Raw genomic sequence first — 15448 nt, forward strand, 5'->3', positions numbered from 1 at the left:
GGGAAATGACAATGGCAGGAGGACGCAGAGGCGGTCGTGCGAAACGCCGTAAGGTTTGTTACTTCACTTCTAACGGCATTACGCACATCGATTACAAAGATGTAGATCTTCTTAGAAAGTTTGTTTCTGAGCGTGGTAAAATCTTACCTCGCCGTGTAACTGGAACAAACGCGAAATACCAACGTAAATTGACTATCGCGATCAAACGCGCACGTCAAATGGCTTTACTTCCATACGTAACTGGCGAGTAAACCGAAAGAAAAGAGCAAGAGCCTGCGGGCTCCTGCTCTTTTTTTATATCAGTCCCCCTCCATCCTGCCGAAATGTTTCACATGAAACATGGAAGTGCTTCTTACACCTTTGTTATCTTGCTCCTCTATTCAAAAACGCGTACTTATGCAATGAATTTGTTTATACTGAAAAACAGGGGGTGGCTGAGATGGAGACAGACAGAAATATCCTGACTGATGAAAAGTGGAGCGCAATCATACATAATGATGCTTCTTATGACGGGGCATTTTATTATGCAGTAAAAACGACGGGGATTTTCTGCCGGCCTTCTTGTAAATCGAGAGTTCCGAATAAAGAAAACGTGCTGGTGTTTGATACGGCTGATGCAGCGCTCGAGAAACATTTTCGTCCCTGTAAAAGGTGCCGGCCGAACGGTCTTCGTCTTCCTGATGAAGAATGGATTGCTCAAATCATTGAATACATTGAACGCCATTATCACGAATCCCTGACTCTGAGTGTACTGGCCGAAATGTGTCACGGCAGCCCCTATCATTTACAGCGGACATTTAAAAAAATCAGGGGAATATCCCCGATTGCGTATATACAGAAAATAAGATTGTCGAAGGCGGAACACCTTTTAAAGCATACTGATATGACAGTCATGGAGATCGCTCTGACTGTCGGAATTCCAAACACAGCGCATTTCGCGACCCTTTTTAAAAAGGGAACCGGGAGTTCGCCCACAGAATACAGAAAAACGGCCAAAATGGGACAGGGAGGTTCAATATGAGTAAAGAGCCTATGATCTATTGGACACTCTTCACACGGAATGATTGGAGCCTGTATACAGCCGCCACATCTAAGGGGCTTTGCTTTATAGGGTCAAATCATGGAAGCTTTGAAGAGCTTGAGCAGTGGGCAAAAAAATCACTGCCGCAATACCGATTGGCACGTGATGATGAAAAGCTGGCGCCTTACACGGCAGAGTTGTCCGAGTACATTGAAAATGGCAGATCAGCTTTTTCAGTGCCGGTGGATCTTTACGGAACAGAATTTCAGCTTGCTGTATGGAAAGCGCTTATGGACATACCGTACGGCGAGATATACTCCTATTCGGATATAGCAAAAATGATTCAGAAACCGGCAGCCGTAAGAGCCGTGGGCGCTGCGATTGGAAAAAATCCGGTATTGATTACGGTTCCGTGCCATCGCGTCATCGGAAAAAACGGGAAACTGACCGGATTCAGAGGCGGTTTAGAAATGAAAAAGCAGCTGCTGGCATTAGAGGGCGGAAACATTGAAACACTGGAATACCGGCTGAGCCGGACAGGAGGGATCACATGAAACTGATTTCTTGGAATGTAAACGGCTTGCGTGCCGTGATGAAAAAAATAGATATCAATACTTACGTTCAGGAAACGGCAGCGGATATTCTATGTCTGCAAGAAACAAAAGTACAGGACGGACAAGTATCATTACAGCCTGAAGGATATCACGCCTATTGGAACTATGCGGTGAAAAAAGGCTACTCAGGCACGGCTGTTTTTTCGAAAGAAAAGCCGCTGCACGTGTTCTATGGACTGGGGATTGGCGATCATGATCAAGAAGGACGGGTGATCACGCTTGAATTTGAGAACGTGTTTGTCGTCAACTGTTACACGCCGAATGCCAAACGCGGATTAGAGCGAATTGATTACCGTCTTCAATGGGAAGCCGATTTTAAGGATTATCTGCAGAAGCTTGACCGGAAGAAGCCCGTGATCTTATGCGGCGATCTGAATGTCGCACACAGGGAGATAGACTTAAAAAATCCGAAAGCCAACCGGAAGAACGCCGGTTTCTCGGAGCAGGAGCGGGAAGCGTTCAGCGCCCTGCTGAACGCGGGATTTACCGACTCATTCCGCTATTTATATCCTGATCGGGAAGGCGCCTATTCCTGGTGGTCTTACAGGACGAACGCACGTGAGAAAAACATCGGCTGGCGGCTTGATTACGTCATTGTTTCAGACAGACTGAAGCAGCGGATCAGCCAAGCGGCCATTTGTGCCGATATCATGGGTTCTGACCATTGCCCTGTTGAAATGACAGTGGATTTATGATGAGATAGCAGTAAGAGAAATCCACTCTTGCTGCTTTTTTATCACTGAAAATGGAGGAGCACATGGCAAATATAAAAGAGATTGCGAAACTGGCGAATGTGTCGGTGGCCACCGTATCACGCGTATTAAACCGACACCCGTACGTATCTGAGGAGAAAAGGCGTCTTGTGAATCAAGTGATGAAGGAGCTGGATTATACCCCTAATCGAACCGCCATTGATCTGATTCGCGGAAAGACCAATACAATCGGCGTGATTTTGCCGTACAGCGACCATCCCTGCTTTGACAAAATTGTAAACGGTATCACGAAGGAAGCGTTTGCCCATGATTACGTGACAACCCTTCTCCCCACCAACTATGACCCCGCTATAGAGATGACATATTTCGAACTGCTGAAAATGAAAAAGATTGACGGACTGATTGTCACGTCCCGCGCGAATGAATGGGAGACCGCCGTGCCTTACCTGGAATACGGTCCCATTGTCGCTTGTGAATATACACAGCATCAAGAGATTCCCTGCGCTTATAATGACAGGCAGGCAGCATACAGAGAAAGCTTTTTGTATTTGAAAAACCGCGGGCATCAAGACGTTGCTTTTACATGTGTGCGGGAAGCGGAAAAAAGCCCGAGTACGGCCGACAAGGTAACCGCATATAAGGCGGTCTTCGGCTCTCTTGATGAAACCCGCATTCTGGTCGGATGCCATGATATGGACGACGGAAAGCGTGCGGGTGAGCACTTCTGGGGTTTCGACAAGGCGCCGACGGCCATCTATGCGCACAGTGATGACGTGGCTGCCGGCTTGTACCAGTTTGCGAAAGAACAGAAATGGGACGCGGAGATCATCGGCGAGGGAAATCTGAGCGTCAGCCGGGCATTGAATATTCCATCCCTGGAACTTCATTTGGAACGGGTCGGAAAGGAAGCATTTTTATTATTTTTTCACGAAGAAACAGCTAAAAAACAAATTATGCATCAATTTCAGCGGAAAAAAGTCTTGAGCTGAAATGGGTTTCATGCTTTATAAATAGATTGAGAAAAAAAGGGAGGCGGACATATGCGAATTGAACATGCAGCGATATGGGTGAAAGATTTGGAACGGATGAAAGAGTTTTATGAGACATACTTCGGCGCCAAGGCCAATGACCTTTATCATAATGAGAAAAAAGATTTCAAATCGTATTTTCTTTCATTTGACTCCGGATGCAGGCTGGAACTTATGAAAAAAGGCGGCATTGATGAAGTTCCGTCACAGAATATGACCGGATGGGCGCATCTCGCATTTTCTACAGGCAGCAAGGAGCGGGTGAATGAATTGACGGAAACGTTTAAAAATGATGGATTTCAGGTTGTAAGCGGCCCGCGCGTGACGGGTGACGGATATTATGAGAGCGTGATAGAGGATGGGGAAGGCAATTTGATAGAAATCACAGTGTAACAGTGCGGAGTGATTCCGCACTGTTTTTTTGATTAAATTTGCTGTGCATTTGTTTTCGGGCCGAAGAGGATTAACAAAACGGAACACAGAAGCCAGCAGCCGCCGATGAACAAAAAGACGCTGATGTAGCCGAGCTTAACGGCAATAAACCCGACGAGCAGGGAGCCGAATATGTTGGAAAAACGGCCGAGCCCATACGCCAGCCCGCTCCCGGCCGAGCGATATTCCGTAGGATACGGTTCCGATGTGTAGGCGTATAGATTTGAGGTGAAGATCCGTTCCGTGACGTTAACGACAAATCCAAACACAATAATCATGACGGGAATAAACGTCATGCCGTATAACAGTCCGGCAATGGCAGTCAGAAAGGCGCTTGCGGCCAGAATCCATTTCCTTTGGAACGTCTCGGATATCATGGAACCGAGCAATGCGCCAAGCGGCGCGCCGACAGAGTGAAGCACATTGTACCACAGCGTTTTTTCCATGGTGATGCCGTTGCTTTTCAGCAGGCTGGGCACCCATGAAGCAAAGCCGTAAAAGCCAAAGGTTTCAAGAATCCATACCGCTGACAGGATGATGGTGATCTTTAAATTCCTGCCCTGAAACAGCCCTAAGTAGCCTGCGTGCTTCACTGTATGTACTTCTGCCGCCTCTTTTGGCGCAGGAAGCGGGCCTTTTTCTTTCTCTGCACGTGCTTCAAGACGGTTCATAATGGCGTTTGCCTGATCATATGCGCCCCGATTTTCGTGCCAGCGCGGCGATTCCTCAAGCCGGCGGATAAAAAAGAAATAAATGAGACCGACCGCCCCCCATACGAATACGAGCCGCCACCCCCATGAGCCTAAAGGAATGACAAAAGCGGAAACAACGTTTGTAACGGGAACGCCGATTAGCCCGATCATGGCGCAAAGGGAGATGTATTTTCCCCGTACGGAGGATGGAAAAAATTCCGCCAAATAGCTGTTCGTCACAATCATGGCGGCTGCGACGCCGAGCCCGGTCAAGAAGCGGAAAATCATTAAGGACGGAATGTCCCATGCCAGCGCATTCAGAAAAGATGAGATCGAAAAGACAAGGACAAAACAATTCAGCGCTTTTTTCCTGCCGATCCGATCGGACAGTCTTCCGCCGAGGGAGGCGCCTAAAAACATGCCCAGGAATGATGCGGCCGTGATGTCGGCAATGGTGGACAGCTTCACGCCCCAATGCTCAATCAGCGCCGGAGCCACGTTGCTGAGCGTAAACAGATCAGCGAGATCGAAAAAATAGATGATTCCGAGAGCGGTTAATACTTGATAGTGCACACGCGAAATGGGGAGACGGTCTAATCGGTTCGCTACATTTGAGAATGTCTGATGTTTCATAAAAAACCCCCTGACTTTGCAATTGTAATCAGAAAATACTGTAAATTTATCTGACGAATACATTATAAAGGTCTTTTTTTGGCAAAAACAGAGTGTAAATAACCAGAGCCAAAGGAAACGGCATAGCGCTTTCTTCTTAAAATATATAACATTTCCTATATCTGTTTTTGTTTATATTGTAAAATGTTGAAGGGAAGGAAGTTGATGCATAAATATGAATACGTTTGTACGGCCCGCAGAGGGAAGAAATAGCGTATCGAGATATCTTCTTTGTCTGTTGGTCATAGTGGGTTTGTTCTTTTTCGGAAGCATACTGACCGTGTTTTATATGTTTCTCACGTCCGCTTTCAATCCTTCACTGACGATAAATTGGGATGAGGGGGCATTAAGTGACCCGCTGGCGGATATTTATTTACAGCATATCGTCTATTTCATAGCGATTCCGGGCATTTGGATAGCGGTTCGTTTCATTATGAAACGGCGGTTTTTATCCATCATCACACCGAATCAGTCGCTGAACTGGAAGAGGATTTTCTTTGGATTCGGCACATATGTTGTGCTGATGTTTGTCGCGGGGCTGATTGATTTTACAATTCATCCGGATCGTTTCATGCTTCAGGAATTCCATGCTTCACGTTTTCTGCTGCTGTTAGCGGCGGCCGTCTTGTTGGTGCCGATTCAAACCTCTGCGGAGGAATTTCTCTTTCGCGGTTTTCTGCTTCAGTTCGCCGGAAAATTGACGGCAAATGCGGTGGTTCTGACAGTCATTATCGGCGGATTATTCGGCGCACTTCATTTCGGGAATCCGGAGATGGATAATGGGGCTCTCTGGGCGGGAATCGGATATGTCACCATCGGCATGATCTGGACCTTTATCACGATTAAAACGGGCAGTCTGGAGATGTCCCTTGGCGGTCACGCTGCCAATAATATGTTTTTATTTATCTTTCTCACAGAGGATCATTCGGTGTACGGCGGCATTCCGTCGATATTTACAACAGCAGCCGGCGGCTATGAAATATATGATTGCATATCGACGCTGGTGATCAATATCATCTTCGTATGGCTCGCGTTCCGTTTTGTGAAAAAAGAAAAGCAGCAGGCCGCCTAGGCTCTGCTGCTGATTTGTAAGGTGTTCATCGCTTCATCAATATCCGTCGTCGGCCTCCGGCAGGCGAAATTCTCACAAATGTAGACCGTTGTCTTCCCGTCGATCATTTGATAACCCGCGGCAAAGTCAGAAATGCCGGCAAGCTCTTCCGGATGTTCTGCGGCGAGAATCGTATAGGCGGGAGTGAAATGCTCCTGAAGCGCCTCAATGAAACGTTTTCTGTCCGGGTCATCTTTCCTTCCGAAAACAACGATTTCTTTTTGGGGCATTGTATGTGCCAGTACGCTTTGCATGAAGAAAGCGTTGCTGCTCGGATAGGCCTCTATTTCCCGTTTGAACACAGAAAACATCGCTTCGGCTTTTTCAATCAGTGATATATCACCCGTCAGGCGGCCGAGACGAAGCAGCTGTACGGCAGCCGCACTGTTTCCGGAAGGCACGGCCCCGTCATAAACCTCTTTTTCCCTGACAAGAAGGGTCTCAGCATCATTCCCCGTAAAGAAGAAGCCTCCGTGCCGTTCATCCCAGAACAGCTCCAGCATGCTTGTACATAACGTTTTCGCTTTCTGCAGATAAGACGGATTAAAACCCGCTTCATACAGTTCAAGATAAGCCCAGATGAGAAAAGCATAATCATCGATAAACCCTTTGTTTTTCACTTCGCCCTCGCGATAGCGGACCATGACGCGCCCGTCCGGCATGAGGTGCCGTTCGAGAAAGCGGATCGCTGTTTCCGCCATGCTGAGAAAGGCAGGCGCGTGAAATACCTTTGCGGCTTTTGCCAGCCCGGCAATCATGAGCGCGTTCCATGAGGTCAGCACTTTGTCATCTGTATGCGGATAGCTTCTGTTTTCACGGGCCTCCAGCAATTTTATTCTTGCCTCTTCAAGGCGTCCGGCCAGTTCATGTCCGGTGAGGCCGGTCTCTTCGAGGATGGCCTCACGCCGCGTGAAAATGAGGTGCGGGATGTTTTCGCCTTCAAAATTGCCTTGATCTGTGATGTTATACACCTTGCAGTAAAGCGGGCCGAGTTCATCACCGAGAAGGTTCATGATTTCTTTTTTGGACCATATGTAATATTTCCCCTCACGGCCTTCGGTATCAGCGTCTAAAGCTGAGAAAAAGCTGCCGTCTTCATGCGTCATTTCCCGCTGAATAAACATTACGATCTGCATCGCAATCTGTTTGTAGCGCTCATTACCCGTGACTTGGTAGGCTTCTGTATATGCGGTCAGGAGAAGGGCGTTGTCATACAGCATTTTCTCAAAATGCGGCACGAGCCATTCATTATCAGTCGAGTAGCGGGCAAAGCCGTACCCAATGTGGTCAAAAATTCCGCCGTTCGCCATGCCGTCGAGTGTCTTGGTTACGCCGGCCAAAGCCTGTTCCTTGCCCGTATAGCTGTAGTAGCGAAGCAGAAACATGAGCATATGCGGCATCGGAAATTTCGGAGCCTGGCCGAATCCGCCGTACACTGTATCAAACCCGCCGGCCAGCTGGCGATACGTGTCATGAACAGCCTGTTCGCCAAGCATGCCCTCGGCCGGGTGAACCTTGACTTCAAGATGAGCGGCGGCGTTTTCGGCGATATCCTCGACATGCTGCCGGTCATTCGCAAACGTTTCGGACAGATGTTCAAGCACATCGATAAAGCCCGGACGGTTAAATTTGCTCGTCTTCGGAAAATATGTCCCCGCATAAAACGGCTTCTGATCTGGGGTGACGAACACGTTCAGCGGCCACCCGCCCTGCCCCGTCATCAGCTGGCAGATTCTCATATACACGGAATCCACATCAGGCCGCTCCTCACGATCAACCTTGATGGCTATGAATTTATCGTTTAACATACCGGCGATCTCTTCGTCCTCAAAGGACTCGTGGGCCATTACGTGGCACCAGTGACACGTCGAATAGCCGATGCTGACAAGAACCGGCTTGTTTTCGCGTTTTGCTTTTTCGAAGGCTTCTTTTCCCCAAGGATGCCAGTTTACGGGGTTGTGGGCGTGTTGGAGCAGATAGGGGGACTTCTCCGTGATTAAACTGTTGGGTTTGCTATTGTTTGGCATGGGCTCACCTGCTTTCTATTAATATTTGTATGTTTAACATACCACAATCCTCTAAAAAAATTCATACACTCAACTTTGTGAACCATACCCAAGTCATTAAAAAGGAGAACTGCTATGACTCTATTTTCAGGGTTAAACTTCATCCACCTTATTGCTTTTTAGATAAGAAATAAGGATTTAAAATCTTTATCGTTTTATTTACTGTTAGATAGGTGAAACACACTCCGGCGACTGTAACCATCCCGCCTGTCAGTGCAATAAACGCAGGTACTTCACCTAACCACACCCAAGAAATGACCAAGGCTACGGCTGGTGTTAAATAAAGTGAAATGGTTGCTTCTGAAGCACCGACAAGCGAAGTTACATACGCAAGTGCAAAGTAAGGCACAACCGTTGGTAATAAACCTAAATAAACGATAGACAAAGTTGAGTTCATTGAAGCGTTCAAAAACTCTTCCCCTAAGCCAGGCAGAAATACAAGCATAGGTATTGTCCCGCCCCAAATAGTGAATGTAACGAATGGAATAAATCCATATTTTTTTATATAGCGAGCTTGAAAAACGAAATAAATACTCTCCGAAAAAGCTGCCAGCAGGATTAACAAAATGCCGTTCACTGAATTTGTATAGTTTCCTGCCCCAAATGAAATGATCGACACACCCAATAAACTTATGATAGAGCCAATCCATTTATAAAGCCCAAAATGTTCACCAAAAAACAGACGAGATAACATTGCAGAAAAAATAGGTGTCATGGTCACGAGTAAGCTTGCTACCCCTGCGCTGACTGTTTTTTCTCCGATATTCAGCAAAATGTGATATAGTGCAAAACCTAAAAATCCTAACGATAAAATAGCAGGGATATCCTTCATGTCAGGTAAACGCATATGAGTCAAAACAGCAAAAACCAACAGTGCCATTGACCCAATCAACAAGCGAAACAAAGCGAGGTGTTCCGGCGTGTAACTCTCCAAACCCGCTCGAATTCCCGGGAAAGCTGATGCCCACAACCCAATCATCAGACTGTAAGATATACCGATTCGAACTGTTTTCTTTCTCATCTTTCTCACTCCTCTTTACAAAAACCAACCAGTTATTTAATGTGTTTCTATATTAATAAAGATTTGATGATATGACTTCAACCAGTTAAATAGATTTTGATCCAACCACTTTAAGGAGGATCCTTTTTATGAGCGCTCCAGAAGAAAAAAAGATGAAAAAGCTTCCTAAGTACATACAAATCATTCAATTTATAAAAGAGAAAATAGGAAATGGAGAATGGCCGATTGGAAGTAAGATTCCAAGCCAGCGCACGCTTGCTAAACACTTTGAGGTGAACAGGAGCACAGTCATTACAGCCTTAGAGGAATTGACGGCGGATGGATTAATCGAAGGCAGAATGGGCAAAGGGACAGTTGTTACGAACAATACATGGACACTTTTGGCTAAGAATTCCGCTCCCGATTGGGATCAGTATGTAACCTCCGGAATCCAGCAGCCCAGCCAAAAAATCGTTCAAGAGATCAATAAATCAGAATCAAATTCTGATCTTATACAGCTCAGTAAAGGAGAACTTTCACATGAGATTTTTCCTTTAGCTGTTATGAAAGAGATCATGGGAAAGGTATCTCAAAACATAGAGGCATTCGGGTATGAGGAACCAAAAGGATATTTGCCTTTGAGAGAGGCATTAAGCGGCTATTTAAGAACAATCGGCATTCAAGCGTCTCCTTCTTCCATTCTTATTGTTTCGGGCGCACTGCAAGCCTTGCAGCTTATATCAATGGGGCTTTTACAAAGGGGATCGACCGTTTATCTTGACCAGCCGTCCTATCTTTATTCATTACACGTATTTCAATCAGCCGGTATGAAGCTGACTGGAGTTCCTATGGATAACGATGGGCTTTTGCCGGAACATATCCACGTGGCAAGGGGGGAGCGGGGGAGGGCTATCTTATATACAAATCCTTGTTTTCATAATCCGACAGGTATTTTAATGTCAAAAAAGAGACGAGAAGAAATCCTTGCCGCAAGTGAGAATGCACAGCTTCCCATTATTGAAGATGACATTTATCGTGAGTTATGGATAGATGAGATTCCTCCAGATCCTATTAAAACAATAGATAAAAATGGGCATGTGCTTTACATAGGCAGTTTATCGAAAACGTTAAGTCCGGGTTTGAGGATTGGATGGATCGTCGGTCCGGAACCAGTGATTGAACGTTTATCCGACATAAAAATGCAAACAGATTACGGCTCCAGTTCGTTATCTCAGAGAGTAGCGGCAGAGTGGTTTACATCCGGTGAATACCAGCAACATCTAGAACAGGTGAGAAGTCAATTAAAGGTGAGAAGGCAATTGGTCATGAGTCTCTTAGAAACCAATTTGAAGAATGTCGCTATATGGAATATGCCGAAGGGAGGATTCTTTGTCTGGGTAAAAATATTGCCTTCACTATCTATGAAATTACTTTATACAAAAGCTTTGACAAAAGGGATACTTCTCAATCTCGGCAGTATCTATGCTCAAGAAAAAGGGAATTATATTCGCTTATCATATGCTTATGCATCTCTTGAAGACCTTCAAAAGGGAATTTATGAATTGGGTTTGATGATTAAGGAATTGGCAAGCAGATAAATATATAATGATTACTTTAATAGAAAGAGACAAGCTATCAATGACAAGAATCGGCTTGTTTTCGCGTTTCGCTTTTTCAAATGCTTCTTCCCCCTCATGGAAACCAGTAAAAAGCCGCTAACAAAGCGGCTTTTCTTAAGTTAAGATGCAAAATGTTAAAAAAAGGTTAATCTTTGCCCTCCTTGTTTTATTCAAACTTCAATCTGTATGGCTATGTCTTTCCTAGAAGAACAGCGGCTTGGTTCTTGAAGAGTAAATCATTTAATCCAAAGCGCTATGACTCCTGCAGATGAAATTCAGATTATTGGGCCGTATAACCGCCGTCCATTACGACTGCCTGTCCTGTAACTCCTTTCGCTTTGTCACTGGCGAGGAATACTGCGTAATCAGCGATTTCTTGCACGGCTAACAAACGTTTTTGAGGAACCAAGGGGTAAATGACTTCTTCAAACACCTTTTCTTTAGAAATGCCTCTAGTCTCTGCAATATCTTTTAACTGGTTTTGCACCAATGGAGTGTCGATATATCCCGGGCACAAGGCGTTGACGGTAATTCCGTATTCCGCTCCTTCCAATGCTGATACTTTAGTTAAACCGATCAAACCGTGTTTAGCGCTGCAATAAGCCGCTTTCCCTGCAAAACCAATTAAACCATTTATGGAAGCCATATTGATAATGCGGCCAAATTTTTGTTTTTTCATCAAAGGGAATACTCTTTTTGTCGCACTAAAAGGAGCAGTAAGCATTAATTTCAGCATAAATTCAAATTTATCAGTCGGGAAGTTTTCTATATCCGACACATGCTGAATCCCCGCATTGTTTACCAGAATATCCAATCGTCCAAAGGTTTCAAGTGTCTTAGAGACACTTTTTTCTACTTGTTCTTCGTTTGTTACATCACAAACCGCAGAGAGGACTTCGTATCCTTGTTCCGTAAGTTCCTCAGCTGCATGTTGCACGGCTTTTTCGTTCAAATCGGAAATCACCACTTTTGCGCCTTCTTTAGCGAATTCACGTGCAATTTCTAAACCAATTCCACTCGCCGCGCCTGTAACAAGAGCAACTTTACTTTCCAATAATTTACTCATAGTAACCCCTCCAGGATTCATTTTGGTCTCCTAAAAGTTTACACCCAGCAGTTGTATAAGTAAAATGAATAAAAAGAATGTAATGTATTCGTTAAACTTATGGAATGGAGGTCATACGATGGATATACGCCAAATCACTTACTTTCTTGAAGTTGCTAAATCCAACAGTTTTACTAAGGCATCAGAAAATTTACATTTGTCACAGCCTGCCTTAAGTAAGATGGTGAAAAGTTTGGAAGAGGAATTAAAGGTTGAGCTCATTGATCGATCCGCTAGACAGATCGCATTGACAGATGCGGGCGAAATTGTATTTGAACAAGGTCAAATGATTATGAAGTCAATAGATGACTTGTCGACGAACTTATACGATCTTTTACATTTAAAAAAAGGAAAAGTGAAAATTGGAATACCGCCGCTTATCGGTGTCTTGTTTTTTCCTAAAATCATTAGAGGATTTAAACAATTGTATCCTGATGTGAACATCAAGCTGATAGAACATGGGGGTAACAAGGTGAAACAGGAGGTTGAAGATGGGGTACTGGATCTTGGAGTGGTTATTGAACCAGTGGACGAAGAGCAGTTTGATATCATTCCATTGCTTAATGAAGAACTGATGCTCTTCGTTCATTCCGCTCACCCGCTTGTTCATAAAGAGATTGTGGAAATGCAAGACTTGAAAAATGAACCTTTCATCCTGTTTAGTGAAGACTTTTCTCTTCACGATCGGATTATTCAAGAGTGTATTAGAGCCGGTTTTCGTCCAAATATCGTTTATGAAAGTTCTCAATGGGATTTTATCAGCGAAATGATTGGAGAAGAACTAGGTATTTCCATTTTCCCTCAGTCTATAGTAAAAAAGACTGATCAAAGTTTAGTTAAGGCAATCTCCATTGTTAATCCATCAATTCCTTGGAAAGTGGCGATTATTTTAAAAAAAGGAAAATACGTTTCGCACGCAGTACGCGAATTTATCCGGTATATTTCATTTTTTTGTAAGAGTAATTACGTAAATCAAGATAACTCATGAAAAAAATGAATGGTTTTTATAGTTTTTATGTATTTTACGGTTAGAGAGGGCTGCGATATATTATCTTATGTCAGAAAATAAGTACCTTTCAGGAGGAAATTCAAATGGATCAAAGCCGTTACCAACAAGGTTTAGACAAATTAATGGAGTACACTTTAACAAGCGATGATAAAATCTCTACGCATTTAAAGATTTCTGAAGACTTGAAAGATATCGCCCCAGATGTAAGTAAGTACATGATAGAATTTGCTTACGGAGATATATATTCACGGCCGGGATTAACCAATCAACAACGTGCGCTTGTTACCATTTCATCCCTAGTAACGCAAGGAACCGAGCCTCAGCTTGAACTTCATATCAATACAGGGCTTACATCCGGATTAACACCGACTGAGATTGTAGAGAGTATCACCCAATTGGTTCCTTATACAGGCTTCCCGCGTGTACTTAATGCTCTTTCAGTGGCTAAGAAGGTGTTTGCACAACGACATGTAGAAAACCATTGAGAAATGTATGGAATGCGGGGGAATTAGTATAAACTCATCAATAGAATATACACAAAACGACAGCCTATAAGGCTGTTTTTTAACATTAAAATGTCTGACCTCCTTTTTGTTTTTCGGTTGATCATATGTAAAAGCGATTATATTAATCGCTTTTTGATACTTCGAAACATGCTAAGCTTTGACCTCTTTATCAGTAAGCACTTTTAAAGCATCTCTCACTTTTAAGGCGAAGTTGACAGGTTTATCAATCGCTTCGAAATGAATATACATCAGTCTCGGTTTATCAAACAGCCAGTGATTGTGAAGTGACGTTACAATCAGATCATGCTTCCGAAGAACGCTGATAAATGGATTGATTTCTTTTTGCAGAATGACAGTTTCTCCGCTGCAGAGGGCACGGCCGTCTTTTGTCATTGATTCAAATGAAAACATTTGCGGAATGAGCAAGAATGATCTTCCGGGCCGTCCAAGTACTACAGGTTTTATATTCGTTCGTGATCTCATTACTGTACAAATTCCATTTTCAAACGTATGCATGGTTCCGCCTAGAATATCGTTGAACTCGTCACAAAGACCATGCCGTTCAATCATTTCCCCGTCAGTTTTTGGTACCGCACGCACAGTTTTAGTAGTTAGAACTCTCAGGGCCTCTCTCACTTTTCTTGCAAAATTGAGAGGTTTATCAATTGATTCAAAATGCATAAACATCAGACGTGGTTTATCAAACAGCCAATGGTTATGAACGGCAGTTACGATGATACCGAATTTGCGCAGCTCACTCATTAACGGGTTCACTTCTTCTTGCAGTAAAACAGTCTCACCTAAACATAAAGCTCTGCCTTCCCGGTCCATGCTTTCAAATGAAAAGGCCTGAGGAATAAAAGGAAATGCCTCGGCTCTTCTTCCGAGTACCACCGGATGAATGTTGCTTCGAAATCTTGTCGCCGTACATACGCCATTTACGACACTGGGCGTTGAATTGAGAATTCTAGCAAATTCTTTGCAGAGCCGTGATGGCTCCATACTCGTTTCTTCCACTTCATATCTCCTCCTGGAATCTATTTATAACGTACTTAGTATTAAAGATATGTGAAGATAGAAAAAATGTAACGCGTCAGCAGTCCATATTAGAGAGAATCAGTCTTTCTTGTATAATTTGAGATTTTCTTCCCTTTTTACAATCTCTTTAACTGTTAATTTTTAATAGATTAAAAGCTTAAATTGGTAGTTTTATTCCAGCTTTGATTTTTTTGTGGCGGCCATTTGTGACAAGCACCGGCTGCGCACACATACCTTTTAATTTGAGTTTCAGGCTAAGAAAAAAAGCCTTTATACAAGGCTTTCGGTAAATAATTCATACAGCCGTTTGGCTGCTCATTCAGTGACAGCTCACAGCTCTTTTGTCATCAAGACATGCGGGATGCCGTCTTCCATAAATTCCGGTGAATCTGTCTGATAGCCCAGTTTGTGATAAAAGCCTTCCGCATGTGTTTGTCCATGCAGTTTACATTGGGTGATGCCTTTTTCTTTTACCATGTTTTCTAATTCGCTTATGATGACTTTGCCCAACCCGTATTTGCGATAAGGCTTCAGGATGCAGATTCGTTCGAGCTTGCCTGTATGGTTTACAATGCGGACGCGTCCTGTGCCGGCAGGCTGATTTTCATGATAAACCAAGACATGCCCGCACTGATCCCCAAGCGTATCGAACTGATCAAATTCATCGGATTCAGGTACTTGCTGTTCCTCAATGAATACTGCTTTTCTAATCTCAAGCGCTGCTTGCAAATCAATTTCCGTTGTTATTCTTTTTATCTTCATAATCAACCAATCCTTTTCACATGTTAGTCTGGACTGCACGGCTTGCTTGTGGTCTTATAG

Annotated in this window: 16 protein-coding genes; 10 read left to right on the plus strand and 6 right to left on the minus strand. The window is 44.0% G+C overall.

All coding sequences use genetic code 11. The annotated features are described in order from the left end of the window. The first annotated feature begins 11 nt into the window (after positions 1–11). The 6 genes from rpsR (at position 12) to NQS30_RS17180 (ending at position 3769) form a co-directional block, all read left to right on the plus strand. A complete protein-coding gene (rpsR, locus tag NQS30_RS17155; RefSeq protein ID WP_004392983.1) occupies positions 12–251 on the plus strand; it encodes a 30S ribosomal protein S18 in 240 nt (79 codons plus the stop codon). Positions 252–439: 188 nt separating this feature from the next. Beyond that, entirely contained in the window at positions 440–1021 is a 582-nt protein-coding gene (locus NQS30_RS17160; protein ID WP_020958118.1) for a bifunctional transcriptional activator/DNA repair enzyme AdaA, read from the plus strand. Further along, a complete protein-coding gene (locus NQS30_RS17165) occupies positions 1018–1575 on the plus strand; it encodes a methylated-DNA--[protein]-cysteine S-methyltransferase (RefSeq protein WP_032870836.1) in 558 nt (185 codons plus the stop codon). Before NQS30_RS17160 ends, NQS30_RS17165 begins: the two co-directional genes overlap by 4 nt. Continuing rightward, on the plus strand, positions 1572–2330 hold the full coding sequence (gene xth / locus NQS30_RS17170; RefSeq protein ID WP_167340973.1) for an exodeoxyribonuclease III: 759 nt from the start codon (positions 1572–1574) through the stop codon (positions 2328–2330). The genes NQS30_RS17165 and xth overlap by 4 nt, the downstream gene beginning before the upstream one ends. A gap of 62 nt (positions 2331–2392) precedes the next feature. Beyond that, positions 2393–3337: a LacI family DNA-binding transcriptional regulator gene (locus NQS30_RS17175; protein ID WP_007409892.1), complete on the plus strand. Its 945-nt coding sequence runs from the start codon at positions 2393–2395 to the stop codon at positions 3335–3337. 51 nt (positions 3338–3388) lie between these two features. After that, positions 3389–3769: a VOC family protein gene (locus NQS30_RS17180; RefSeq protein ID WP_015418645.1), complete on the plus strand. Its 381-nt coding sequence runs from the start codon at positions 3389–3391 to the stop codon at positions 3767–3769. 32 nt (positions 3770–3801) lie between these two features. Here NQS30_RS17180 and NQS30_RS17185 read toward each other — a convergent pair whose 3' ends face one another. Next, the gene (locus tag NQS30_RS17185; protein WP_085341661.1) at positions 3802–5133 is read right to left on the minus strand and encodes an MFS transporter; all 1332 of its coding nucleotides are present in this window, start codon (positions 5131–5133) and stop codon (positions 3802–3804) included. Positions 5134–5347: 214 nt separating this feature from the next. Here NQS30_RS17185 and NQS30_RS17190 point away from each other — a divergent pair, with 214 nt between their 5' ends. Continuing rightward, a complete protein-coding gene (locus NQS30_RS17190) occupies positions 5348–6244 on the plus strand; it encodes a CPBP family intramembrane glutamic endopeptidase (RefSeq protein WP_218791439.1) in 897 nt (298 codons plus the stop codon). On the opposite strand, the gene NQS30_RS17195 is transcribed toward NQS30_RS17190, so the two are convergent. Both NQS30_RS17195 and NQS30_RS17200 read right to left on the minus strand, forming a co-directional pair. After that, on the minus strand, positions 6241–8310 hold the full coding sequence (locus NQS30_RS17195; RefSeq protein ID WP_218791438.1) for a thioredoxin domain-containing protein: 2070 nt from the start codon (positions 8308–8310) through the stop codon (positions 6241–6243). The two genes, NQS30_RS17190 and NQS30_RS17195, sit on opposite strands and share 4 nt — an antisense overlap. Positions 8311–8458: 148 nt before the next feature. Further along, entirely contained in the window at positions 8459–9370 is a 912-nt protein-coding gene (locus NQS30_RS17200; RefSeq protein WP_218791437.1) for a DMT family transporter, read from the minus strand. A 128-nt stretch (positions 9371–9498) separates the two neighbouring features. Here NQS30_RS17200 and NQS30_RS17205 point away from each other — a divergent pair, with 128 nt between their 5' ends. Further along, positions 9499–10947 carry an aminotransferase-like domain-containing protein gene (locus NQS30_RS17205; RefSeq protein ID WP_160242477.1) on the plus strand — a complete coding sequence of 483 codons (1449 nt, stop codon included), beginning with the start codon at positions 9499–9501 and terminating at the stop codon, positions 10945–10947. Between the two features lie 301 nt (positions 10948–11248). Here the strand turns inward: NQS30_RS17205 and NQS30_RS17210 are convergent, their stop codons facing one another. Beyond that, positions 11249–12034, minus strand: a complete 786-nt coding sequence (locus NQS30_RS17210) for a 3-hydroxybutyrate dehydrogenase (RefSeq protein ID WP_015240976.1) — start codon at positions 12032–12034, stop codon at positions 11249–11251. Between the two features lie 118 nt (positions 12035–12152). On the opposite strand from NQS30_RS17210, the gene NQS30_RS17215 reads away from it, so the two are divergent. Both NQS30_RS17215 and NQS30_RS17220 read left to right on the plus strand, forming a co-directional pair. Next, positions 12153–13061: a LysR family transcriptional regulator gene (locus NQS30_RS17215; protein ID WP_025285581.1), complete on the plus strand. Its 909-nt coding sequence runs from the start codon at positions 12153–12155 to the stop codon at positions 13059–13061. 104 nt (positions 13062–13165) lie between these two features. After that, positions 13166–13567 (plus strand): carboxymuconolactone decarboxylase family protein, encoded by a 402-nt coding sequence (locus NQS30_RS17220; protein ID WP_007409882.1) that lies wholly within the window; start codon positions 13166–13168, stop codon positions 13565–13567. A gap of 171 nt (positions 13568–13738) precedes the next feature. Here NQS30_RS17220 and NQS30_RS17225 read toward each other — a convergent pair whose 3' ends face one another. Then, positions 13739–14605 (minus strand): DUF1259 domain-containing protein, encoded by an 867-nt coding sequence (locus tag NQS30_RS17225; RefSeq protein ID WP_012118923.1) that lies wholly within the window; start codon positions 14603–14605, stop codon positions 13739–13741. Between the two features lie 351 nt (positions 14606–14956). Beyond that, entirely contained in the window at positions 14957–15388 is a 432-nt protein-coding gene (locus tag NQS30_RS17230) for a GNAT family N-acetyltransferase (protein ID WP_015240973.1), read from the minus strand. Positions 15389–15448: the final 60 nt, after the last annotated feature.

It is taken from the genome of Bacillus sp. B1(2022) (genome assembly GCF_040259625.1).
Taxonomy (GTDB): Bacteria; Bacillota; Bacilli; order Bacillales; family Bacillaceae; genus Bacillus; species Bacillus velezensis.

Excerpts from the sequence above, each read along its gene's own strand:
- rpsR (WP_004392983.1), top strand. The coding sequence starts at position 12 with ATGGCAGGAGGACGCAGAGGCGGTCGTGCGAAACGCCGTAAGGTTTGT.
- NQS30_RS17175 (WP_007409892.1), top strand. The coding sequence starts at position 2,393 with ATGGCAAATATAAAAGAGATTGCGAAACTGGCGAATGTGTCGGTGGCC.
- NQS30_RS17165 (WP_032870836.1), top strand. The coding sequence starts at position 1,018 with ATGAGTAAAGAGCCTATGATCTATTGGACACTCTTCACACGGAATGAT.
- NQS30_RS17190 (WP_218791439.1), top strand. The coding sequence starts at position 5,348 with ATGAATACGTTTGTACGGCCCGCAGAGGGAAGAAATAGCGTATCGAGA.
- NQS30_RS17230 (WP_015240973.1), bottom strand. The coding sequence starts at position 15,388 with ATGAAGATAAAAAGAATAACAACGGAAATTGATTTGCAAGCAGCGCTT.
- NQS30_RS17210 (WP_015240976.1), bottom strand. The coding sequence starts at position 12,034 with ATGAGTAAATTATTGGAAAGTAAAGTTGCTCTTGTTACAGGCGCGGCG.
- NQS30_RS17160 (WP_020958118.1), top strand. The coding sequence starts at position 440 with ATGGAGACAGACAGAAATATCCTGACTGATGAAAAGTGGAGCGCAATC.
- NQS30_RS17200 (WP_218791437.1), bottom strand. The coding sequence starts at position 9,370 with ATGAGAAAGAAAACAGTTCGAATCGGTATATCTTACAGTCTGATGATT.
- NQS30_RS17215 (WP_025285581.1), top strand. The coding sequence starts at position 12,153 with ATGGATATACGCCAAATCACTTACTTTCTTGAAGTTGCTAAATCCAAC.
- NQS30_RS17180 (WP_015418645.1), top strand. The coding sequence starts at position 3,389 with ATGCGAATTGAACATGCAGCGATATGGGTGAAAGATTTGGAACGGATG.
- NQS30_RS17185 (WP_085341661.1), bottom strand. The coding sequence starts at position 5,133 with ATGAAACATCAGACATTCTCAAATGTAGCGAACCGATTAGACCGTCTC.
- NQS30_RS17195 (WP_218791438.1), bottom strand. The coding sequence starts at position 8,310 with ATGCCAAACAATAGCAAACCCAACAGTTTAATCACGGAGAAGTCCCCC.
- NQS30_RS17220 (WP_007409882.1), top strand. The coding sequence starts at position 13,166 with ATGGATCAAAGCCGTTACCAACAAGGTTTAGACAAATTAATGGAGTAC.
- NQS30_RS17205 (WP_160242477.1), top strand. The coding sequence starts at position 9,499 with ATGAGCGCTCCAGAAGAAAAAAAGATGAAAAAGCTTCCTAAGTACATA.
- xth (WP_167340973.1), top strand. The coding sequence starts at position 1,572 with ATGAAACTGATTTCTTGGAATGTAAACGGCTTGCGTGCCGTGATGAAA.